This window comes from Mycobacterium hainanense, from assembly GCF_041890355.1.
GTDB lineage: Bacteria > Actinomycetota > Actinomycetes > Mycobacteriales > Mycobacteriaceae > Mycobacterium > Mycobacterium hainanense.
In genome coordinates this window covers 3,626,211-3,647,629 of the sequence record NZ_CP169059.1, presented here as the reverse complement: position 1 = coordinate 3,647,629, position 21,419 = coordinate 3,626,211, and the positions used below count along the sequence as shown (strand labels likewise).

Genomic DNA, 21,419 nt, shown 5'->3' with positions numbered 1-21,419 from the left:
TCGTTCCAACCGCGGGAAAGGGAGTATTTGTGCTGCGCAGCCACGCCGCCGGGTCGCTGAGAAGCGGCGACGCCGGACAGCAGGTGACGTTAGCGGGCTGGGTGGCTCGCCGCCGCGACCACGGCGGCGTCATCTTCATCGATTTGCGAGACGCCTCGGGTGTCGCGCAGGCGGTGTTCCGCGACGCGGAAGTGCTGGCGCAGGCGCACCGGTTGCGCGCCGAGTTCTGCGTCGCGGTCACCGGCGTCGTCGAGATCCGCCCGGAGGGCAACGCCAACCCCGAGATCGCCACCGGCGACATCGAGGTCAACGTCGCCTCGCTGACCGTGCTCGGCGAGAGCGCGCCGCTGCCGTTCCAGCTCGACGAGCCCGCCGGGGAGGAGCTGCGGCTCAAGTACCGCTACCTCGACCTGCGTCGCGACGGCCCGGCGGCGGCGCTTCGCCTGCGCTCCAACGTGAATGCCGCGGCGCGCGCGGTGCTGGCGGGCCACGACTTCGTCGAGATCGAGACGCCGACGATCACCCGGTCGACGCCGGAGGGCGCGCGCGACTTCCTGGTGCCGGCCCGGCTGCACCCCGGCTCGTTCTACGCCCTGCCCCAGAGCCCGCAGCTGTTCAAGCAGTTGCTGATGGTGGCCGGGATGGAGCGCTACTACCAGATCGCCCGCTGCTACCGGGACGAGGACTTCCGCGCCGATCGCCAGCCCGAGTTCACCCAGCTCGACATGGAGATGAGCTTCGTCGACGCCGAGGACATCATCGCGATCTCCGAGGAGATCCTGACCGCGCTGTGGGCGTTGATCGGATACCAAGTGCCAACGCCCATCCCGCGGATCAGCTACGCCGACGCGATGCGCCGGTTCGGCTCCGACAAGCCGGACATGCGGTTCGGGCTGGAACTCGTCGAGTGCACGGAGTTCTTCAAAGACACCACTTTCCGCGTCTTCCAGGCGCCGTACGTGGGTGCGGTCGTGATGCCGGGCGGGGCGTCGCAGCCACGGCGGACGCTGGACGGCTGGCAAGACTGGGCGAAGCAGCGCGGCCACCGCGGGCTGGCCTACGTGCTCGTCGGCGACGACGGGACGCTGGGCGGCCCGGTGGCCAAAAACCTGACCGACGCCGAGCGCGGCGGTCTGGCCGCGCACGTCGGGGCCGAGCCGGGAGACTGCATCTTCTTCTCCGCAGGCCTACCCAAGCCGTCGCGCGCCCTGCTGGGCGCCGCCCGCGCGGAGATCGCCAGCCGGCTCGACATGATCGACCCCGATGCGTGGGCGTTCGTCTGGGTGGTGGACCCGCCGCTGTTCGAGCCCGCCGACGAGGCGACCGCCGCCGGCGACGTGGCCGTCGGCTCCGGTGCGTGGACCGCGGTGCACCATGCGTTCACCTCGCCCAAGCCGCAGTACCACGACGTGGTGGGAACTTCAGCCAGCGACCCCGGCGCGGTGCTGGCCGACGCCTACGACATCGTCTGCAACGGCAACGAGATCGGTGGCGGCTCGATACGTATCCACCGCCGCGACATCCAGGAGCGCGTGTTCGCCGTGATGGGCCTGGACCAGGCCGAGGCCGAAGAGAAGTTCGGATTCCTGTTGGAGGCGTTCACCTTTGGCGCACCGCCCCACGGCGGGATCGCGTTCGGCTGGGACCGGATCAACGCGCTGCTGTCCCGGGTCGACTCGATCCGCGAGGTGATCGCCTTCCCGAAGACCGGCGGCGGCGTCGACCCGCTCACCAATGCGCCCGCGCCCATCACCGCGCAACAGCGCAAGGAATCCGGAATAGACGCTAAACCGGAGAAGGTTGACCAGGCATGACTGAAATGCCGGACACGCAGACCATCAACGCGTTCAACCAGGGCATCATCGACGAGTTTCGCTCCAACGGCGGCAAGGTCGGTGGCCAGTTCGAGGGTGCCAACCTGCTGCTGCTCACCACCACCGGGGCCAAGTCGGGCGCACAGCGGGTGTCGCCGCTGGCGTACTTCGACATCGACGGCAAGCTGATCATCATCGGCTCCTTCGCCGGCGCGCCGATCAGCCCGGCGTGGGTGCACAACCTGCGGGCCAACCCGCAGGCGCGCGTCGAGATCGGGACCGACGAATTCGCCGTCTCGGCGCGCGAGTTGCCGTCCGACGAACGCGACGCGCTGTTCGACAAGATCGTCGCCGCCGCGCCCGGCTTCGCCGAGTACCAGTCCAAAACCAGCCGGGTCCTTCCGCTGTTCGAGCTGCAGCGCACCTAGGCCCGTGGGCGCAGCGCGGCGGACGGGGCCATCGGTTGTTCTCGTGGCCGCGCGTGCGGGCCTCGCACGGCTCCGGCTGGTGTGGTTCAACCTGATACAGACGGCCGTGGCCGCAGGCCTGTCGTGGTACCTCGCGCACGATGTCCTAGAGCATCCGCAGCCGTTCTTCGCGCCGATCGCGGCAGCGGTCTCGTTGTCGACGAGCAACGTGCTGCGCGCCCAACGCGCCATCCAAATGATGGTCGGGGTAACTCTCGGGATCGGGCTGGGCTCGGTGGTGCAGGCCCTGCTCGGCCCCGGCGCGGTGCCCATCGCGCTCGCCGCGTTGGTCGCGCTCGCGGCGGCGGTGTTCATCGGGGGCGGCTTCATCGGGCACGGGATGATGTTCGCCAACCAGACCGTGGTGTCGGCCATCCTGGTGTTGGCGCTGTTCCACAGCGGCCTGGGCTGGGAACGGATCTTCGACGCGCTGATCGGCGGTGGGGTGGCCATCGTGTTCGCCGTCGTCCTGTTCCCCGCCGACCCGCTGAGGGTGCTGCGCAACGCGCGCGTCGGCGTGCTGGGCGTGCTGCACGACATCTTGGCGCGTGCCGCGGACGTCGCCGTCGGACGCCAAGCGCCGCCCCCCGACTGGCCGCTGACGGCGGTGGACCGAGTGCACGAACAGATCAGCGGGCTGCTCGAGGCGCGCACCACCGCCCGCCAAGTGGTGCGCGTCGCCCCGCGCCGCTGGGGGATGCGCGTCCCGGTCCACACCGCCGACCGCCAGGCCGTGCACGTGGCCCTGCTGGCCGGCTCGGTGCTGCAACTGGCCCGCGCCGTCGCCCCTACCTCCGATGCCAACGCCGACGGTCGTCGCGGCGGCAATCCGCGAACCGTGCACACCGTGTTGGTGGTGCTCGCGGCCGCGACCGCCCTCGCCGATCCCGATCCGGCCGGCGCGTGCGCGTACATCGCGTCCGCGCGTCACCACGCTTCGGAATTGCAGTCGACCGCCCACGACAAAACGCAGCTGATCCTTGCCGACGTCGTCAGCGCCTGCGTCGACGATCTGCAACGGGTCATCGACCTGCGGCACGTTTGAGGCGGTTCAGCGGGAGTCAGCCAGGAATTCCTGGACCAGCTTCCTTGGGGCCTGCGTCAGCCACGCCTCGGTGATCAGCTCCTCGAGGTCGCGGACCGAGATCGCGTCCAGCTTGACCAGCACCGCCGGGTAGCCGTCGAAATGCGGTGTCGTGAAATAGACGTCCGGCTCGTCGGCGATCAGCCCGAACTTGACGCCCTCGTCGGACACCCGGACGCCGAGGATGTCGCCGCCGGGCGGTTCCGCGCCCGCGCCTGCCAGCGCCTCGCGCTCGGAGGGACGCAACGGCCGCTCCCAAGCCAGCAACTTCTTGCCGACCCGCCAGTCATGCGGCGACGGCTCCGAGGTGAGTGCCAGCTCACGAACGATGCGGGCGACGTCGTACCACGTGGCCACATCTCGATTGTGCTCCCTGTTTGGCGCGCGTGCCGCCGGATTGGCAAACGGTTTCCCGCCGCGCACGCCGCGCGACCGGCCGGCGTGTGATGTGATCACCCTTGTGTCTGAATCTGACGCCGGGACCGCCCGCCGCCATCGAGTCACTCACCGCACCGAGTACCGGTACTCCGACGTCGTGACCAGCTCCTACGGCCGCGGCTTCCTCACCCCGCGCGATTCGGCGCGGCAGCGTTGCGTCGCGCACCGGCTGACCATCGACCCGGCCGCCGCCGACGTCTCCACCAGCGTCGACGTCTACGGCAACATCAGCTCCTACTTCCACGTCACCGAGCCACACCACGCCCTGACGGTCACCAGCGACTCCATCGTCGACGTCTATCCGCCCGCGCCGGGGCGCTATACCAGCGGACCGGCGGTGCAACCGTGGGAGGACTCCCGCCCGACGGGCGGCAGGGGAGCGCTCGCCGCCGAATTCACGCTCGACTTGAATCCGCCCGAGATCACCGACGAGATCCGTGAGTACGCAGCGCCCAGTTTCGCCCCGCGGCGGCCGCTGGTCGACGTGCTGCGCGACCTCGCGTCGCGGATTTTCGCGGACTTCACCTACCGCTCGGGGTCTACGACGATTTCCACTGGTGTCAACGCGGTTCTGGCGGCCCGGGAAGGGGTATGTCAAGACTTTGCCAGGCTGGCGATCGCCTGCCTGCGCGCCAATGGTCTTGCGGCCAGCTACGTGTCCGGGTACCTGGCCACCGACCCGCCACCGGGAAAGGATCGAATGATCGGGATAGACGCCACCCACGCCTGGGCGGGGGTGTGGACACCCCAGGAGCCCGGCCAGTTCGAATGGCTGGGTTTGGACCCCACCAACGACCAGCTGGTCGACGAGCGCTACATCATTGTGGGACGCGGCCGCGACTACGCGGACGTGCCGCCGCTGCGCGGCATCATCTACACCAATTCCGAACACAGCGTGATCGACGTCGCCGTGGACGTGGTGCCCTTCGAGGGGGATGCGCTGCATGCGTGACTTCAACTGCCCCAACTGCGGCCAGCGCCTGGCGTTCGAGAATTCCACCTGCCTGAACTGCGGCAGCGCGTTGGGGTTCTCGCTCGAGCAGATGGCCCTGATGGTGATCGCCGAGGAGAACGCCAGCGAGCACGCCGGTTTCGTGGACGCCGCCGAGTATCAATTGTGTGCCAACCTCCAACTGGCCGAATGCAATTGGCTGGTGCCCGTCAACAATCCCCGGCTGTTGTGCACGTCGTGCGCGCTGACCACCGTGCGGCCCAACGACGCCGACACCGCCGGCCTGGCCGAGTTCGCCCGTGCCGAGGCGGCCAAGCGGCGGCTGATCGCGGAGCTGCACGAGCTCAAGCTGCCGATCGTCGGGCGCGAGGAAGATCCCCAGCAGGGCTTGGCCTTCCACCTGCTGTCCAGCGTGCACGAGAAGGTGATGACGGGTCACGACAACGGCGTCATCACGCTGGATCTCGCCGAGGGCGACGACGTGCACCGCGAGCAGTTGCGGGTGGAGATGGAGGAGCCGTACCGCACCCTGCTGGGCCACTTCCGCCACGAGATCGGGCATTACTACTTCTACCGGCTGATCGCCTCGTCCGATGAGTACCTGGCGCGGTTCAACGAGCTGTTCGGCGATCCCGACGCGGATTACCAGGAGGCGCTGGACCGCCACTACAGCCAGGGGCCGCCGGAGGACTGGCAGGAAGACTTCGTCTCGTCGTATGCCACCATGCATCCCGCCGAGGACTGGGCGGAAACGTTCGCCCATTACCTGCACATCCGCGACACCCTGGACACGTCGGCGTGGTGCGGTTTCGCATCGGCATCGGCGACGTTCGACCGGCCGGCGTTAGGCCCCAGCGCTTTTCAGACGATCATCGACATGTGGCTGCCGCTGTCGTGGTCGCTGAACATGGTGAACCGGTCGATGGGCCACGACGACCTGTACCCGTTCGTGCTGCCCGTCGCGGTGCTGGAGAAAATGAAGTTCATCTACACGGTGATCGACGAGGTGACGTCGGAGTCTCGCGGACCGGCCGCCGTCGCGGGCTAGGTCTCGACCATGTGCTTCTCCATCACGGCCGACCTGGTGGTGGGCACCGCCCTGGTACCGGTCGCGGTGGCGACCCTGCGTGAGGTGAGGCACTGGCGTGAGGTGCCTTTCGCTTCGCTGCCGGCGTTGTTCTCGGTCCACCAGTTCCTCGAGGCGGCGGTGTGGCCCAATCACTTTGTCTCCGCTGGAACGGCCAACTTCGCGATGCACGCCTACGTGTTCGTCGCACTGCCGGTGCTCCCTCTACTGGTCCCGTTGGCCATCCTGATGCTCGAACCGCGCGGCGCCAGGCTGCGGGTGGCGCCCTTCGCGGTGCTCGGTGGGGTGGTGTCGGCCTACCTCGCGGTTGTCGTCCTGACCAAGCCGGTCGGAGTGACGAGGTGCCCGCACGTGCTGGAATACCAAACCGCCTCCCGCGACAGCTACCTGTGGGCGGTGCTCTACATCGTCGCTGTCATCGGGCCGGCCCTGATGTCGGGATATCGCTCCATCGTGGCGTTCGGTGTGGCGAACCTGGTAGGGCTGGTGCTGGTCGCGGTCCTCTACCTGCAGGCGTTCGCGTCGCTCTGGTGCATCTACGCCGCCGTGCTGTCGGTCCTGGCGCTGGTGCACATGCGGCGCCGTCGCCGACTGCCCGATCCGCACCGCTACCACGGGCTCGACGTGGATAGCGCGACATCCAACGTGTGACCAGCTGTCCGCTCGAATCATTTCGCCTCTGGAATCTCTTGTGCCACTTTGGTTTCTATGGTCACAATGCGGGCTTTTTTGTCGGTGGGTGTTCCTAGGTTTGAGGCATGGGTTCGAGTGCGCGCGAGGAGATCGTCGAGCTTATCGACGCGCTCGACGACGACGCGGAGCGGCTCTGCGGCTTGTCTTTTGATGTGCTCACTACCCCGGAGCGGTTGCGCGTATTGGAGCGGGTGGAACGGGTGGCGCGTCGCCTCCGGGCGCCGCAGCATGCGTTGATCAATCAGCTTGCCGCCCAAGCGAGTCCCCAAGAGTTGGGCGGCTCGCTGCGGGTGGGGCTGGCCGATCGGTTGCGGATCACCAAGGCCGAGGCCGCCCGGCGCGTCGGCGAGGCCGCCGAGCTTGGTGAACGCCGGGCGTTGAGCGGTGAGCCGTTGGCGCCACTGTTGAGTGCGACCGCGGCCGGTCAGCGTGCGGGGTTGATCGGGGAGGGGCACATCAGGGTGATCCGCGGCTTTTTTGCCCAGCTGCCCGATGCCATCGACGTGGTGACCCGGGCCGCGGCCGAGGCCGACCTGGCCGGCAAGGCGTGCGGGTATCGCCCGGATGAATTGGCCGTCTACGCCAAGCGGCTGATGGAGTGGCTGCATCCCGACGGGGACTTCAGTGATGGCGAGCGGGCCCGCAAGCGTGGGATCGTGTTGGGCGCCCAGGAATGTGACGGCATGTCGCGGCTGAACGGTGTGATCACCCCGGAGTTGCGGGCGGCGATCGAGGCGGTGTTGGCCAAGCTGGCCGCCCCCGGGGTGTGTAACCCCGACGACGAGACCCCGATCGTCGATGCGGCCCCGGATGAGGATGCGGTGCGCCGCGATACCCGCAGCGCCGCGCAACGCACCCACGACGCCTTCCTGGCCGGGCTGCGCGCCCTGCTGGCGTCTGGAAAACTGGGCCAGCACAACGGGTTGCCGGTGTCGATCGTGGTGACCACCACGCTGCAGGAGTTGGAGGCCGCCGCCGGTAAGGCCCTGACCGCCGGCGGCACGCTGGTGCCGATGTCGGATGTGATCCGCTGGGCCGGCCACGCCCATCACTACCTGGCGATCTTCGACCGGGGCCGGTCGTTGGCGCTGTATCACGCCAAGCGGTTCGCCTCACCTGGGCAGCGGATCATGTTATATGCCAAGGATCGTGGCTGCACCCGGCCGGGATGTGATGCGTCGGCCTACCACAGCCAGGTCCACCACGTACGCGGCTGGGCTGGGACCGGCCGCACCGACATCGACGACCTCACCTTGGCCTGCGGCCCCGACAACCGCCTGGCCGAACAAGGCTGGACCACCCGCACCAACGCCCGCGGCGAAACCGAGTGGATCCCCCCACCCCACCTCGACCGCGGCCAACCCCGCACCAACACCTACCACCACCCCGAGAGGTTCCTCCGCGACACCGACGACGACGAACCTGTTTGACCTCAGCAATTTCGCCTGATCGCCGCGACCCGTATCGTGCCGGACTCCGCGAAATCGTCCGAAATGCCAAGGGCGCGTCCTTAATTGGTGCCGACGGCATCCACGAGGTGCTTCCTGAGCCATTCCTGGGAGGAGTCGAGCCACTGGCGGTAGTGGCGCATGGCGCAGTGGTCGTCGTCGGGGTAGAGCAATAAGGTGGCGTGCGGGGCTTCGTTGGCGAGGTCGATGGTGTCTTGGGTGCTGAGCAGCGTGTCGTGGTCGCCGTTGATGGCGAGTAGCGGAATCGCGATGTGCGACAATCGATCACGAATCGTGAGCGCTTTGAGGGCACGAACCAGTTTGAATGGGTTTGTTACGCCAAGAGTGTTCGATAGCGCGCCGATGATGATCTCGGGCATGCCCAAGGCATCGCCGTCGAAAGAGTGGTGGGTGGGTGCGCCGCAAGCCACTGCGCATGCCAGTCGGTCGTCGTTGGCGGCCATGCGCGCGGCCCAGTAGCCTCCGAAGCTGACTCCGACCATGGCGATGCGGCTGGGGTCGATGCGCATGTCGGTGGCGAGGTGGTCAATGACCCGGCGGTAGATCGCCTCGGACTGAGGCCCCATGGGCTCGTTGTAGGCATAGCTTCCGGGCATTTCCATCATGAACGTCGCCAGCCCGGCACCGCGATAGCGCAACAGCCCGAGCGCCAGTTCCTGCACGGTTCCCTCCAAACCGTTGGTGGTCAATACCGCTGGATGGGGACCGTGCCCTGGTGGCAGGACCAGCCACCCGCTCACCGTGTCGTTCTCGGACGCCGGAATTTCGAGGTGCTCAACACGAACGTCGATCGCCGGGGCGATCGCCCTGATCAGGGCGTCGAATAGGTGCCGAGAGCGCCAGTAGGCTTGCATGCGGTGGGTGCTGTGGCCGGGAAACGCGCTGACCTGGTAGTAGGTCATCGCCTTGACCCATGCGTCTATTGCTCCGAAGGCCAATGCCGTGCGCCGACGGTCACCTTCCGGTGCGTGTCTATCCACTAGGTCGGTGATCGCCTTGTCGTCCGCCTGCGGCCCGTGGTCGGCGAACAGCACCGCACCGGGGGCGATCAACTCGCTTAGCACCGCGACGTGCTCCTCGGTGATCGCGGCCGGTTCGCAGAGATCGGGGACCGGCGAGTGGTTGGCGCCGGCCAGGCCTCGAAGCATTGAGGCGGCCCGTCGGGCGTGTTGAGCGGCGATCCCGTTCCAGTGATTGCACCAACGGTCGTCGCGAAATGAGCGGGCCGCCTTGATCTGCCGGGCAAAGCCGACCGGATCGAGTCCGCCCATGTTGGCGTAGCGCAGCACGAACAGCTTCGGCAGGAAAAGTGTTGCCCCGCACCAGCGGGCCGCCAGGTCGGTGGTGTGGGTGATCGCACAAGCGGTCACAAAGATCTTCTGTCCTAACGAGACCTCGGCCACGGTCGTGGTCCTTTCAACGTTCAATGTTGGTGGTTCAATATTGGTGCCGGCGCGGTTTGCGATGTCGGCCTGAGTCCGGCTCCGAGCAGGTTCGTGCACTTGGCTGAGTCGAAGTCGGCCACGCGATGACCTGTTACGGGCGGCCCCCTACACGGCGGAACGCTTGTTCCGAGACTAACATCATCTCGACGGCCGGTGGAACATCCGTTCCGGATGCCAGCGAGGAGCGCCTGGGATGAAGTTGAGAAGAATTCGGACCACCAGCGGATTGGAGCTGCAATCGCTGCAAAGCGACGGAACCTGGCAGGCCGCAGATGATGAGGCAGCAGTAGGCGGGCGGGTATTCGACGACGACTGGCAGATCGCCCGAGCCGACGAGCACCTGCTCCGCAGTCCCGCGCTGCTGCCGTTCCAGCCGGTGTCGTTTCGGGACTTCATGCTCTACGAGCGCCACGTCCTCGACGCCAGCCGAGGACTGGTCCGCCGCTTTCATCCAGGTCAGTACCGGTTCATTCAGGCTGCAGAAGCGCTCACCCGGCGCACGTTTCCGTTGCTGAAGCCACGGAGCCTGTTTTATGCACAGCCCATCTACTACATGTCAAACGCGATGACCTTCGTGCCGTCAGGCACGACGATCACCGCGCCTTCTTACACCAATGCGCTCGACTATGAACTCGAGATCGGCTTTGTTCTGGCCCGCGGGCTGTGCAATGCCACGCCCACCGAAGCCCTCGCCGCCATCGGTGCTTTCGTCGTACTCAACGACTTCAGCGCACGCGATGTGCAACGCGCCGAGATGGACAGCGGGTTCGGACCGCAGAAATCCAAGCACTTCGCCAGCTCAATGTCAGAGGTGGCGGTCACCGCCGATGAGATCCTGCCCAGGATCGACGCGCTGGGAGGGACGGTTTCGATCAATGGTTCGACGGTGGCGACGGTGTCCAGCGCCGGCATGCAGCACAGTCTGGGCGATGTCTTGGCCCATGCGTCGAAAAGCGAGCAGCTGCGGCCAGGCGAGTTGTTCGGTACGGGAACCCTGCCGGGCGGCAGCGGAATGGAAACCGGCCACTGGCTACACACCGGGGACGTCCTCGAGTTGCGGATTGACGGCATCGGCAGCATCTATCACGAGATCGTCGAGCCGTGAGCAGAACCGCCCCGGTCAGCCCAGTCGCCGGCACCACGCGCGAAACCGCCCGCGCCGCCATCCAGCACCGGTTGCTCAACAGCGCCGAAGAACTCTTCTCCGCCCGCGGCTATTTCGGTGTCAGCGTCCGCGAGATCACCGACCATGCCGGCACCCGACTCGCGGCGGTGAGTGAGCAGTTCGGAGGCAAAGAAGGACTATTCCGCGCCGTCGTGCTCCGCCGCATCCTGCCGCTTAACCGTGAGCGCCGAGAGCGCCTCGCGGCGCTTCCGGCTCGCGGCAGCCGACGCCGGCGTCTGCACGCACTCATCGAAGCGTTCAGCGAACCAATGCGTCAACGGGCCGGTGATCCCGGCTGGGACAACTACTTTCGCCTCATTGCCCAACTCGCAAACTCCGGACATCCCATCCGGGCGCTCATCGCCGACGAATTCAACGCAATCGCCGGCGATTTCATCCATGCACTGCGCGATCTGTTTCCATCCGCCGGCGACCCCGCCATCCATGACGCATACCTACATATGGTCGCCGCCACGCTGCACACCTACTCCAACAACTTGCGCCTGGATAGTCTCAGCCATGGACGCATGCACGCCCACGACATCAACGAGCGCCATCAGGCGCTGCTGCGCTTTGTCGCCGGCGGCATCACCAGCCTCGCCACAAGCTAGCTAGGCTGACCTCGCTTTCACTTCGCGATCACCGCTAGGCCGGCATGACGCGGCGGACGTCGGGGCCCCACAGCGGCTGCACCGCGGGCAGCGCCAGCTGCGTGGTGGTGATGACCTCGGCCAGCTCACGCAACTGCGTGTGCACCGAATCGAGCAGCTCGGAAAGCTCCGTGCGCAGCCCGTCCTCGCTGACCTCTTCCAGTTCGGCGGGATGCGAGCGGCGCAGCAGGGTGCCGATCTCCTCCACCAACCGCTCCGGGCGCGACGACCCCGACGCCCCCGGCAGGTCCTTCAGGTTGCCCCGCAGCCGCTCGACCTGATACAGCAACGACCGCGGGTTCTGCGCGTCGAACAGCATCAACTCGGCCACGGCGGCGACGCTTACCTTGCCCACGGTGCGGCGCCGGTAGATCACCGACGACTCGCACGCCACCAGCGTCGCCTCGATGATCGTCTGCTCGGCGATGGCGCCGCGGACGGCGGTCAGCGTCGCCCGCAGCAGCGCGGTCAGCCAGAGGCCGCGTTCGATGCGCTTGCCGATGTCCATCATCGACCAGCCCACGTCGCGCACCATCGACTCGCCGGCCACACCTGCCAAGGTCAGCATCCCGGCCAGCGTCTGCGTCTGAGCCGACGCGAGCAGCGCGTCGGCCTCGGCGAGCGAGTCGGGCGGCTCGCGCCGCTGCGCCAACGCGCGTTCCACCCCGGCCAGCACCATCCAGGTGTCGTTGGACATCTGGTCGCGCACCGCCCTGGCGGCCAGCGCCAAGCCCTCCACGGACTGCACCAGGGATCCGGGGCGATCGGGGTCCACCGTCAAGGACCACAGCGTCGACGGCGCCACGGCGATCATTTCCGCTGCGTCGCTGGCACTCTCGTCGGCGGCGCTGGTGTCGGTCCCGGTGATCACGCCCAGCGCGGCCATCAGCACCGGGACGCACGCGCTCTCCTCGGTGTGCTGCTGATGCCGGTAGACGTGGAACCTGTCGCGGGCGACCAACAGCAGCCGCGCCATGTTCTCCGCGCGCTCGCCGTAGCGGCCGATCCAGAACAGGTCGGACAGCACGCGCGGGGAGCTGACACCCCAGGTGCCGGCCGCGGTCTTCGCCGGCGGCGCGGGCGACGGCAGGCTCACCGTCTCGGCGCGCGCACGCTCCGTCGGGCGTACCCAGACATCCTTGGCCGCAACGGTTTCCAGCATGTAAGCGGCCGGGCCGGGCGCCAGCACGTAGCCGACGCCGCCGACCATGGGGGTGTATCCGCTGCGCTGGGCAACATTGAACAATCGCATGCCGACACCGGCCGACGACAACACCCCGGCGTGGTCGGTGGGCGCCGACGAGAACTGCGGCAGCTCCTGGCCGATCCACTGCCACGGCATCTTCTCGATCCGCCCGGCCAATTGCGTCAGCTGATACGACGAAAGAGTGGGGCCGACAAGGGTTCTCCCGCCGACCGTGGACTTGAGCAGGAGCGACGACAGATTCGCCAGCAGGTGTGACCGTTCGGCGGGGATGCCGCCCCAGTAGACCGGCGCGGTGTGCAGCAGCGGCGCCTCGGAGAGCAGGCGCTCGGACAGCTGGGGCAAAAACCGCAGCAGCCCAGGGTTTTCCAGGATGCCGCTGCCGAACGTGTTGACCACGGTTACCGTCCCGCGGTGGCACGCCTCCACCAGACCGGCCACGCCGAGCCGGGAGTCGGCGCGCAGATCCAGCGGGTCGGCGTAAGCGGCGTCGACGCGGCGCAGGACGACGTCGACCCGTTTCAACGTTCCCAGCGACCGCATCCACAGTTTGCCGTCGCGCACCACCAAGTCCGCGCTCTCCACCAAGGGGAAACCCAGCAGCGTGGCCAGATACGCCTGGTCGAAGGCGGTTTCGGAGAAAATACCCGGGCTGAGCACCACCACCACGGGGTCCTGGGCCACGTCGGGCGCGGCCTCGATCAGCGCCAGCCGCAAGGCCTGGGCAAACGGGGTCGTCGGTCGCGGCGCGATCCGCTCGTAGAGGTCGGGAACCGAGTGCGCGACGACCCGCCGGTCGGCCAGCGCGTAGCCGGCGCCCGAAGGTGCCTGCGTCCAGTCGGCGTTGACTTGAAAGGCTCCGTCCGGTAGCCGGCTGACGTCGCAGGCGTGCAGGAAAAGCTGGTGGTGCCCGGGTATTTCGATGCCGTTGGCCGCCCGCACGTACCCGGGATGGGCGAACAGCAGCTCCGGTGGCAACACACCCTCGGTGAGCAGGCTGCGCGACCCGTACAGGTCGGCGAGCACGGCGTCGAGCAGCCGGGACCGCTGCACCAGCCCGGCCTCCAGCAGCTCCCATTCCGCGGCGGACAGCACGATCGGCAGCGTGTCGAGGATCCACGGCCGGGGCTCCAGGCCGTGCCCGCCGGGTTCGACGTCGGTGTACGTGATGCCGTCGCTGTCGATGAGGCTGCGCACCACCGAGCGCAGCCGGTCCAGCCCCACCCGGCCGCGTTCGGCGATGGTGTCGGCCACCTCCGCCCAGGCCGGTCGGACGTTCCCGTCCTGATCGACGAATTCGTCGTAACCGGCGGCCGGGCCGTGCCGCAGGTCGAACAGCGCCTCCTGGGCGCGCGCGGCGCGATACCCGGCCAGCAAGCGGTCGGCGTCGTAGCGGTCCTCCTGAAACCCGCCAGCGGTCGCCGGTGCTGCGCCGGTGCCGAATGTCATGTCAGCAAACGCCATTACTGCTGAACGGTACGCACGCGACGCAGGTCGAGAATGCCCGGCGCGCCGACGTCGGTGAAGATGCGTGCCTGCTTCTCCCGGATGTCGGACAAGTCGAGCTTGCCGGGGGTGAAGCCGGTGGCCTCGAAGCGGCGGGCGCGGCGCGCCTCGGCCTCGACCGCGTTGACGGGCGGCTCGTCGTAGGCCCGGCCACCGGGATGCGCGACGTGATAGGTGCACCCGCCGCGCGACGTGCCCGTCGTCAGGTCGATCAGCTCGAACTGCAGGGGGACGTCGGTGCTGATCGTCGGGTGCAGCGCGCTCGGCGGCTGCCAGGCCTTGAACCGCACCCCGCCCACGTGGATGTCGGGGTTGTCGGTGGCCAGCAGCGGCACCGGGTAGCCGTTGACGGTCACCACGTAGCGGTGGCGGTCGGCGCCGATGATGCGGATCTGGATCCGCTCGACCGACGAGTCCACGTAGCGGGCGGTACCGCTGGCGGTGGCCTCCTCACCGAGGGTGTTCCACGGTTCGATCGCCCCGCGCAGCTCGATCTCCACGCCGTCGAACACCGCGGTGCCGATGCGGGGGAAGCGGAACTCGGTGAACGGGTCCAGCCAGCTGGTCTCGAACGCGACGCCGTGCGCGCGCAGATCGGCGGCGACGTCGGCGATGTCGTGAATCAGGAAGTGCGGCAACAGGTATCGCCCATGCAGGTTGGCGCCGTGCCGGATCAGCGGGGCGCGCAGCGGCTCGTCCCAGAACCACGCCACCAGCGAACGCACCAGCAGCGATTGGACCATCGCCATGCGCAGATGCGGGGGCATCTCGAACCCGCGCAACTCCAGCAGGCCGAGCCGGCCCCGGGGGCTGTCGGGGCTGTAGAGCTTGTCGATGCAGAACTCGGCGCGGTGGGTGTTGCCGGTGATGTCGGTCAAGAGATGCCGCAGCGCGCGGTCGATCACCCACGGCCGGGGGGCATTTCCGCCGAAAGGCCCCGAGAGCCGGGCGATTTCGGCGAAGGCGATCTCGAGCTCGTAGAGCGCCTCGGCGCGGCCCTCGTCGACGCGGGGTGCTTGGGAGGTGGTGCCGACGAACCGGCCGGCGAACAGATACGACAGCGACGGGTGTCGCTGCCAGTACGTCAGCAGCGAGACCAACAGGTCCGGGCGCCGCAGCAGGGGCGAGTCCGCGGGGGTGACGCCGCCGAGCGTGATGTGATTGCCGCCGCCGGTGCCGCCGTGGGTGCCGTCCACGTCGAAGGACTCGGTGGACAACCGGGCCAATCTCGCTTGTTCGTACAGCGTTTCGAGCTGCTGGCACTGCTCGGCGAAGCTGGCGGTGGGCGCGACATTGACCTCGATGACGCCGGGGTCCGGGGTGATCGTCGTCGACCTCAGCCGAGGGTCCGGCGGGGGATCGTAGCCCTCGATCACGAGCGGGCAGTCGGCCTTGGCTGCGGCGGCCTCGACGCGGGCGATGAGGTCGACGAAGTGTTCCAGCGCCTCGGTGGGCGGCATGAAGAGGTAGAGCAGCCCGTCTCGGACCTCGGCGACCATCGCGGTGGGCGGCGCGGTGTCCGAGTCGTCCACCACCGCTTCGCCCGGATCCGTCGCCAGCGCGTCGCCCGCGGTCTGGGGGTCGGCGTCGAACGACGGGCGCGGCGGTCGCCAGCTGATCGAATCCAGGGGCAGGCGCAGACCCGCCGGGGAGTCGCCGTGCAGCAACACGATTCGGCCGCGCCGCAGCCGCCAGTCGGCGCTGGCCCACCCCGCCCCGTCGTCCCGGCGGTGCAGCGGCAGCACGAAAGCCGCTGGTTCCGTGACCGATTCGTCGAGCCGGGCCAGCAGCGCCGCGCGACCGGCGGGGGTGTCCTGGTCGAGGTCATCGGCCGGGTCCACCGGGTCGCCCTCGGGTTGCCGCACCTTGGCCGCCAGCCGGTGCAGCGGGTCCTCGTAGGCGGGCCGCACCTGCGAAAGCGGCAGCCCCAGGCCGTCGGCGAGGCCCGCGAGCACCTGGTAGGCGGCCTCGCCGTCGACGGGCTCCGGCCGGTCTCCCCACGGGTCGGCCAGCAACGTGCCGTCGGTCCACAGCGGTCGCCCGTCGGTGCGCCAGTAGAGCGCAATCTGCCAGCGCGGCAACGGTTCTCCCGGATACCACCGACCCTGCCCGCGCTGAATCAACCCGTTCGGCGCCCACACCTCCTTGAGGCGCGCGGCCAGGTCCGATGCGCGCTGCCGCTTGTGCGGCCCGTCGGCGGCGGTGGTCCACTCCTTGGCGACCTGGTTATCGACCGAGACGAACGTCGGCTCACCGCCGATGGTCAGCCGCACGTCGGCGGCGGCCAGCCGTTCGTCGACGCGCTGGCCGACCTCGCAGATGGTGTGCCACGCCTCGTCGGTGTAGGGCAGCGTGACGCGGGGGTCCTCGTGGATGCGGGTGACGGTGTTGGAGAACTCGAGCACCGATTCACACGGCTCGGTGCCGCCGCTGATGGGCGCCGCCGACGACGGATGCGGCGTGGCGGCCAGCGGGATGTGCCCCTCGCCGGCGAACAGCCCCGACGTCGGGTCCAGTCCTATCCAGCCCGCGCCGGGGATGTACACCTCGGTCCAGGCGTGCAGGTCGGTGAAGTCGGCGGCGGGACCCGACGGCCCGTCGAGCGCCTCCACGTCGGAGGCGAGCTGCACCAGATACCCCGACACGAAGCGGGCGGCCAGCCCGAGCCGGCGCAGGATCGACACCAGCAGCCACGCGGAGTCGCGGCACGAGCCCACGCCGGTGCGCAGCGTGTGATCCGGCGTTTGGACCCCGGGTTCCATTCGCAGGCTGTAGGCGACGTCGGCGTTGATCGCGCGGTTGAGCGCGACCAGCAGGTCGATGGTGCGGGTGCCCTCGGCCACCGAGAAGTTCTCCACCCACGCCCGCGTGAGCTCACCCGGCCCCGACCCCTCGCCGTCTTCGTCGACGGGCCGCAGGTAGGGCTCCAGGTCGTCGGCCAGCTCCTTGGGGTAGGTCAGCCCGGCGGCGGGCCAGGTTTCGGCCCAGTCCTCGATGAAGAAGTCGAACGGGTTGATCACCTTCAGATCGGCGATGAGCCCCACGGTGATGGTGAGCCGGCGCATGGGGTTCGGAAAGACAAGGCGCGCAAGGAAATTACCCACCGCGTCCTGCTGCCAGTTGATGAAGTGCTCTTCCGGCTCGATGCGCAACGAGTAGGCCTCGAGGGGCGTTCGGCAGTGGGGCGCCGGGCGCAGCCGAACGACGTGCGGGAACACCCGGACCGAGCGGTCAAAGGTGTAGCTGGTGCGGTGCTCGAGGGCGACTTTGATGCTCATAACAAGGTGATTGCATCACAAGCGCCACAGGGGCGCAGCGCACCGCAGCCGTGGCTAACAGGGCCGTAACTTCGGGGCGCTTGCTTGCGGTCAGACCTGCTGCGGCCCAGGCGGCGGGCCGGGTTGGTAGCCCGACTGCGGAACGGGAACAACCTGGCCGCCGGTCAGCTTCCGGTAGGTGTAGGTCAGGATGAGCGCGTCGAGCGGCGCCGTCACCAGCAGGCCGACGCCACACGCCAGCGCCCCGGCGACGATCAGGGCCATCACCACCAGCCACACCAGCAGCGAGTTGGCGAAATTCGAACCCACCAGCGAGAAGCTGGAGGTGAAGCCCTTGATGGCCGACTCCGAGCGGTCGACGACGAACAGGATGGTGAACTGCACGAAGAGGCTCAGCACCAGGCCCGGAACCAGGCACAAGGAGTAGCCGATCGAGGTGAGCACGCCGATGATCAGCGCGGCCAGGAACGCCATCCCCAGGTTGCGGGGCCTGAAGAACGAGCCGATGGTGACCGGGCGCCCGTCGGCGATGTCCAGGCAGCCCGACAGGAAGCCGGCCTGGGCGAACCCCGTGACCAGGTACGTCAGCAGGGTGCCGATGATGAAGACGACCAACGCGGCGCCGGTGAGGTTCGTCGTGAAGTAGAAGCCGTAGTCGTCGCCGGTCGCGGTGCTCGGCGACATGTTCTGGCCCGCAACGTTCACGCCGGTGGCCACGCCCAGAAGCAGGCCATACACCAGCGCGGGCACGATCAACACCAGCGCGTTCTTGGTGAACGTGTTCCAGGCCCAGCTGAAGGCGTCACCGACGCTGAACCCGGGGGTGGCCGGTGCCCCGTAGCCGGGCTGGGGGTAGCCGCCGTACCCGGGCGGGGGCGGCGGCGCGCCGTAGCCCGGCGGCGGGCCATAGCCGGGCGGCGGTGGCGGCGGGGCGCCGTAACCCGGGGGCGGGCCGTAGCCGGGCGGCGGAGGAGGTGCGCCGTAGCCGGGCGGTGGGGGTGGGGCGCCGTAGCCGGGCGGGGGCGGGTAGCCCGGAGGGTTGTGCTCGCTGCCGTACGGGTCGGCCGGTGTGCCTGGATATTCGGGAGGCTGGCTCATGTCCGTCCTAGCTGTTGACTCAACCTGTGGCACGCGCACACGGGAACTTAGCAAAGATGTCGGGGCGGCGCCCGGATTCGTTTTCGTGGTATGCCTGAAGCCGTGTCCGACGGTCTTTTTGACCTGCCCGGCGCGGTGCCGACCAGCGATCACGGCCTGGGCGTGTCGGCCGGTGCGCCGCTGGCGGTGCGCATGCGACCGGCCTCGCTGGACGAGGTGGTCGGCCAGGAGCACCTGCTGGCGCCCGGGTCGCCGCTGCGCCGCCTGGTCGAGGGATCCGGCGTGGCGTCGGCCATCCTCTACGGCCCGCCCGGCAGCGGCAAGACGACGCTGGCCGCGCTGATCTCCCAGGCGACCGGCCGTCGGTTCGAGGCGCTGTCGGCGCTGTCGGCCGGGGTCAAAGACGTGCGCGCCGTCATAGAAAATGCGCGCAAGGCGCTCCTCATCGGCGAGCAGACGGTGCTGTTCATCGACGAGGTGCACCGCTTCTCCAAGACCCAGCAGGACGCCCTGCTGTCCGCCGTGGAAAACCGGGTGGTGCTGCTGGTGGCGGCGACCACCGAGAATCCGTCGTTTTCGGTGGTGGCGCCGCTGCTGTCCCGCTCACTGATCCTGCAGCTGCGCCCGCTCAGCGCCGACGCCATCCGCGCCGTGGTGCAGCGGGCGATCGACGATCCCCGGGGGCTGGGCGGCCGCGTCGCGGTCACGCCCGACGCCGTCGACCTGCTGGTGCGGCTGGCCGCCGGCGACGCCCGGCGCGCGCTGACCGCGTTGGAGGTCGCGGCCGAAGCCACCGACTCCGTGACCGTCGAAATTATCGAGCAGTCGCTGGACAAGGCCGCGGTGCGCTACGACCGCGACGGCGACCAGCACTACGACGTCATCAGCGCCTTCATCAAGTCGGTGCGCGGCTCGGACGTCGATGCGGCGCTGCACTACCTGGCCCGCATGCTCGTCGCGGGGGAGGACCCGCGGTTCCTCGCGCGCCGGCTGATGATCCTCGCCAGCGAGGACATCGGCATGGCCGACCCCAGCGCGCTGCAGACCGCGGTGGCGGCCGCGCAGACCGTCGCGCTGATCGGCATGCCCGAGGCGCAGCTGACGCTCGCGCACGCCACCATTCACCTGGCCACCGCACCGAAGTCGAACTCCGTCACCACCGCGCTGGCCGCGGCGATGGACGACATCAAGGCGGGCAAGGCCGGCCTGGTGCCGCCGCACCTGCGCGACGGGCACTACTCCGGCGCGACGGCGTTGGGACACGCGCAGGGGTATCAGTACTCGCACAACGATCCCGACGGTGTCCTGGCTCAGCAATATCCGCCGGACGAGCTGGTGGGTGTGGACTACTACCGGCCGACCGGCCGCGGCGGTGAGCGGGAGATGGCCGGGCGGCTGGAGCGGCTGCGCGCGATCATCCGTGGGAAGCGGGGGCGGTGATGAAAACCTTCACGGACGAGGAGATGGGCCGGCTGCTGGCCACCACGCAGTCCTACAGCGTCGTCATCCTCAAGCGGGGGCCGCAGTTCGGCGACGAGACGACACCGGGGACCGTCTGGGAGCACGGGCGGCGCAACTTCGGGCTGCGCGACGACGGCGTCATGCCCATCGTGTTGCCGGTCACCGACGGTTCCGACGTCTGCGGGATCGCGGTGTTCGCAGCGTCCGTCGACGACACCGCCGCGATCATGGCCGACGACCCGGGCGTGGCCGCGGGCGTCTTCACCTTCGAGGTGCACCCCTGCCGCGGATTCCCGGGCGACGCGCTGCCCTAAGCGTGTCGAGTGTGCGGCGAGCCGCACACTCGGCCTGGGTGTGCGGCTAGACCAGCTCGGGCACCCGCAGGTGGGCGATCGCCAGCTCGAATTCGGCCACGTCGATCACCTCGGCGCCCAGCTCCCGGACGCGCCTGCTGCGCAACTCGTTCGCCCGGTCGCTGTTGCGGGCCATCGCGTCCATCGAGTCGAACGTCGAGCACGACACCGCCCGACGGCACGCCGGGTGGTCGACCAACAGGCTCGCGCTGCAGAACCCGTCGAGCTCCTCCAGCTCGGGCAGCACTGACGACCGGTAGAACTCCAGGGACCGGGTGAGCTGATCCGGCACCACCTTGAGCCAGGTGGCCCGCACGCAGGCCCCCTGCCGCGACGGGTGGTCGCGATGCAGCAAAGCGATGTCCCACTCCTCGACCCGCGCGCTGCCGTCGAACATCAGCGCCGCCTGATCGCGAATCGGGGCGACCCGTTCGGCGCTGGCGCGCATCGCGTCGATGCTGTCCCACGAGCTGGTGGCGATGCAGGTCCCGGACTGCCGGTCGACCAACAGTGACAGCCCGACACACCCGTCGATCTCGGTCAGGGCGGGCATGACGACGTCGCGGACGTGCGCGATCCCGATGTCGACCGACAAGGGTTGCGCCTGGATGGTGGTGGAGCGTGCGTACACGGCCGACCTCCTTTGTAGGGCTGGTATCCAAGGAGCCCGGTGGCGCCACCGGCCCCACCAGTTACCTTCCTCCTGCCCGTTGCGCGCCGCAATGCCCAAATGTGGTCGCGCTCACAGACGATTGGCTGGTCGCGACGTGCGCGCCGTAGGCTGGTCGGGATGCATACCGACGTGCTGGATGTGGACACTTCCCGGCGCCGCATCGTCGATCTGACCGAGGCGGTGCGGGGCTTCTGCTGGTCGAGGGGCGACGGCCTGTGCAATGTGTTCGTTCCGCACGCGACGGCGGGGGTCGCCATCATCGAAACCGGGGCCGGCTCCGACGACGACTTGCTCGACACGCTCGAACGGCTGCTCCCGCGCGACGACCGGTATCGGCACTCGCATGGCTCGCCGGGCCACGGCGCGGACCACGTGATGCCGGCGCTGGTCGCCCCGTCGGTGACCGTGCCGGTCTCCGGCGGCGAGCCGATGCTGGGCACCTGGCAAAGCATCGTGCTGGTCGATCTGAATCGGGACAACCCGCAACGCTCGGTGCGGCTGAGCTTTCTGGAGGGTTAGCGGCCCGGTAGCCAGCTACTCCAGCGAATACGCTGGAATAGACATTCACGCGAAAAAGCACGA

The 21,419-nt window shown here is 68.6% G+C and carries 18 protein-coding genes; 12 read left to right on the top strand and 6 right to left on the bottom strand.

The window, feature by feature from the left end; translation table 11 throughout:
- The first annotated feature begins 29 nt into the window (after positions 1-29).
- From aspS to ACEL92_RS16725, 3 genes are read left to right on the top strand one after another with little or no spacing between them, the layout of a single operon-like run.
- On the top strand, positions 30-1,814 hold the full coding sequence (gene aspS, locus ACEL92_RS16735; protein WP_374021845.1) for an aspartate--tRNA ligase: 1,785 nt from the start codon (positions 30-32) through the stop codon (positions 1,812-1,814).
- Complete coding sequence (locus ACEL92_RS16730) at positions 1,811-2,242, top strand: nitroreductase family deazaflavin-dependent oxidoreductase (protein WP_374021844.1); 432 nt, start codon at positions 1,811-1,813, stop codon at positions 2,240-2,242. Before aspS ends, ACEL92_RS16730 begins: the two co-directional genes overlap by 4 nt.
- Before the next feature lie 4 nt (positions 2,243-2,246).
- Positions 2,247-3,326: an aromatic acid exporter family protein gene (locus ACEL92_RS16725; RefSeq protein WP_374021843.1), complete on the top strand. Its 1,080-nt coding sequence runs from the start codon at positions 2,247-2,249 to the stop codon at positions 3,324-3,326.
- 6 nt (positions 3,327-3,332) lie between these two features.
- On the opposite strand, the gene ACEL92_RS16720 is transcribed toward ACEL92_RS16725, so the two are convergent.
- Positions 3,333-3,722: an MmcQ/YjbR family DNA-binding protein gene (locus tag ACEL92_RS16720; protein WP_374021842.1), complete on the bottom strand. Its 390-nt coding sequence runs from the start codon at positions 3,720-3,722 to the stop codon at positions 3,333-3,335.
- Between the two features lie 91 nt (positions 3,723-3,813).
- On the opposite strand from ACEL92_RS16720, the gene ACEL92_RS16715 reads away from it, so the two are divergent.
- The 4 genes from ACEL92_RS16715 to ACEL92_RS16700 all read left to right on the top strand — a co-directional run bounded on the left by ACEL92_RS16715 (position 3,814) and on the right by ACEL92_RS16700 (position 7,965).
- Complete coding sequence (locus ACEL92_RS16715; RefSeq protein ID WP_374021841.1) at positions 3,814-4,755, top strand: transglutaminase N-terminal domain-containing protein; 942 nt, start codon at positions 3,814-3,816, stop codon at positions 4,753-4,755.
- Positions 4,748-5,803, top strand: a complete 1,056-nt coding sequence (locus ACEL92_RS16710) for a putative zinc-binding metallopeptidase (protein WP_374021840.1) — start codon at positions 4,748-4,750, stop codon at positions 5,801-5,803. Before ACEL92_RS16715 ends, ACEL92_RS16710 begins: the two co-directional genes overlap by 8 nt.
- Before the next feature lie 9 nt (positions 5,804-5,812).
- Positions 5,813-6,493: a DUF6629 family protein gene (locus tag ACEL92_RS16705; protein WP_374021839.1), complete on the top strand. Its 681-nt coding sequence runs from the start codon at positions 5,813-5,815 to the stop codon at positions 6,491-6,493.
- Positions 6,494-6,600: 107 nt separating this feature from the next.
- Positions 6,601-7,965, top strand: coding sequence for an HNH endonuclease signature motif containing protein (locus ACEL92_RS16700; protein ID WP_374021838.1), 1,365 nt, complete (start codon positions 6,601-6,603; stop codon positions 7,963-7,965).
- Between the two features lie 80 nt (positions 7,966-8,045).
- Here the strand turns inward: ACEL92_RS16700 and ACEL92_RS16695 are convergent, their stop codons facing one another.
- Positions 8,046-9,407, bottom strand: a complete 1,362-nt coding sequence (locus ACEL92_RS16695; RefSeq protein WP_374021837.1) for an alpha/beta hydrolase family protein — start codon at positions 9,405-9,407, stop codon at positions 8,046-8,048.
- A gap of 235 nt (positions 9,408-9,642) precedes the next feature.
- Here ACEL92_RS16695 and ACEL92_RS16690 point away from each other — a divergent pair, with 235 nt between their 5' ends.
- Together ACEL92_RS16690 and ACEL92_RS16685 are read left to right on the top strand one after the other, a co-directional pair.
- Positions 9,643-10,554, top strand: coding sequence for a fumarylacetoacetate hydrolase family protein (locus ACEL92_RS16690; RefSeq protein ID WP_374021836.1), 912 nt, complete (start codon positions 9,643-9,645; stop codon positions 10,552-10,554).
- Complete coding sequence (locus ACEL92_RS16685; RefSeq protein ID WP_374021835.1) at positions 10,551-11,225, top strand: TetR/AcrR family transcriptional regulator; 675 nt, start codon at positions 10,551-10,553, stop codon at positions 11,223-11,225. Before ACEL92_RS16690 ends, ACEL92_RS16685 begins: the two co-directional genes overlap by 4 nt.
- A gap of 34 nt (positions 11,226-11,259) precedes the next feature.
- On the opposite strand, the gene ACEL92_RS16680 is transcribed toward ACEL92_RS16685, so the two are convergent.
- The 3 genes from ACEL92_RS16680 to ACEL92_RS16670 form a co-directional block, all read right to left on the bottom strand.
- Positions 11,260-13,917, bottom strand: a complete 2,658-nt coding sequence (locus ACEL92_RS16680; RefSeq protein WP_374026246.1) for a circularly permuted type 2 ATP-grasp protein — start codon at positions 13,915-13,917, stop codon at positions 11,260-11,262.
- A gap of 14 nt (positions 13,918-13,931) precedes the next feature.
- Complete coding sequence (locus ACEL92_RS16675; protein WP_374021834.1) at positions 13,932-17,252, bottom strand: DUF2126 domain-containing protein; 3,321 nt, start codon at positions 17,250-17,252, stop codon at positions 13,932-13,934.
- 90 nt (positions 17,253-17,342) lie between these two features.
- Positions 17,343-18,350 carry a hypothetical protein gene (locus ACEL92_RS16670; RefSeq protein WP_374021833.1) on the bottom strand — a complete coding sequence of 336 codons (1,008 nt, stop codon included), beginning with the start codon at positions 18,348-18,350 and terminating at the stop codon, positions 17,343-17,345.
- A gap of 90 nt (positions 18,351-18,440) precedes the next feature.
- Here ACEL92_RS16670 and ACEL92_RS16665 point away from each other — a divergent pair, with 90 nt between their 5' ends.
- Together ACEL92_RS16665 and ACEL92_RS16660 are read left to right on the top strand one after the other, a co-directional pair.
- Positions 18,441-19,790, top strand: a complete 1,350-nt coding sequence (locus ACEL92_RS16665; RefSeq protein ID WP_374021832.1) for a replication-associated recombination protein A — start codon at positions 18,441-18,443, stop codon at positions 19,788-19,790.
- Complete coding sequence (locus ACEL92_RS16660; RefSeq protein ID WP_374021831.1) at positions 19,790-20,125, top strand: hypothetical protein; 336 nt, start codon at positions 19,790-19,792, stop codon at positions 20,123-20,125. The genes ACEL92_RS16665 and ACEL92_RS16660 overlap by 1 nt, the downstream gene beginning before the upstream one ends.
- A 46-nt stretch (positions 20,126-20,171) precedes the next feature.
- Here the strand turns inward: ACEL92_RS16660 and ACEL92_RS16655 are convergent, their stop codons facing one another.
- Positions 20,172-20,795 (bottom strand): hypothetical protein, encoded by a 624-nt coding sequence (locus tag ACEL92_RS16655; protein ID WP_374021830.1) that lies wholly within the window; start codon positions 20,793-20,795, stop codon positions 20,172-20,174.
- Positions 20,796-20,966: 171 nt separating this feature from the next.
- On the opposite strand from ACEL92_RS16655, the gene ACEL92_RS16650 reads away from it, so the two are divergent.
- Positions 20,967-21,356: a secondary thiamine-phosphate synthase enzyme YjbQ gene (locus ACEL92_RS16650; RefSeq protein WP_197498726.1), complete on the top strand. Its 390-nt coding sequence runs from the start codon at positions 20,967-20,969 to the stop codon at positions 21,354-21,356.
- Positions 21,357-21,419 lie beyond the last annotated feature (63 nt).

What these genes read in the sequence shown, in the direction of transcription:
- ACEL92_RS16730 (WP_374021844.1), top strand. Translation starts at nt 1,811, where the DNA reads ATGACTGAAATGCCGGACACGCAGACCATCAACGCGTTCAACCAGGGC.
- ACEL92_RS16710 (WP_374021840.1), top strand. Translation starts at nt 4,748, where the DNA reads ATGCGTGACTTCAACTGCCCCAACTGCGGCCAGCGCCTGGCGTTCGAG.
- ACEL92_RS16705 (WP_374021839.1), top strand. Translation starts at nt 5,813, where the DNA reads ATGTGCTTCTCCATCACGGCCGACCTGGTGGTGGGCACCGCCCTGGTA.
- ACEL92_RS16700 (WP_374021838.1), top strand. Translation starts at nt 6,601, where the DNA reads ATGGGTTCGAGTGCGCGCGAGGAGATCGTCGAGCTTATCGACGCGCTC.
- ACEL92_RS16690 (WP_374021836.1), top strand. Translation starts at nt 9,643, where the DNA reads ATGAAGTTGAGAAGAATTCGGACCACCAGCGGATTGGAGCTGCAATCG.
- ACEL92_RS16680 (WP_374026246.1), bottom strand. Translation starts at nt 13,917, where the DNA reads ATGACATTCGGCACCGGCGCAGCACCGGCGACCGCTGGCGGGTTTCAG.
- ACEL92_RS16675 (WP_374021834.1), bottom strand. Translation starts at nt 17,252, where the DNA reads ATGAGCATCAAAGTCGCCCTCGAGCACCGCACCAGCTACACCTTTGAC.
- ACEL92_RS16670 (WP_374021833.1), bottom strand. Translation starts at nt 18,350, where the DNA reads ATGAGCCAGCCTCCCGAATATCCAGGCACACCGGCCGACCCGTACGGC.
- ACEL92_RS16665 (WP_374021832.1), top strand. Translation starts at nt 18,441, where the DNA reads ATGCCTGAAGCCGTGTCCGACGGTCTTTTTGACCTGCCCGGCGCGGTG.
- ACEL92_RS16660 (WP_374021831.1), top strand. Translation starts at nt 19,790, where the DNA reads ATGAAAACCTTCACGGACGAGGAGATGGGCCGGCTGCTGGCCACCACG.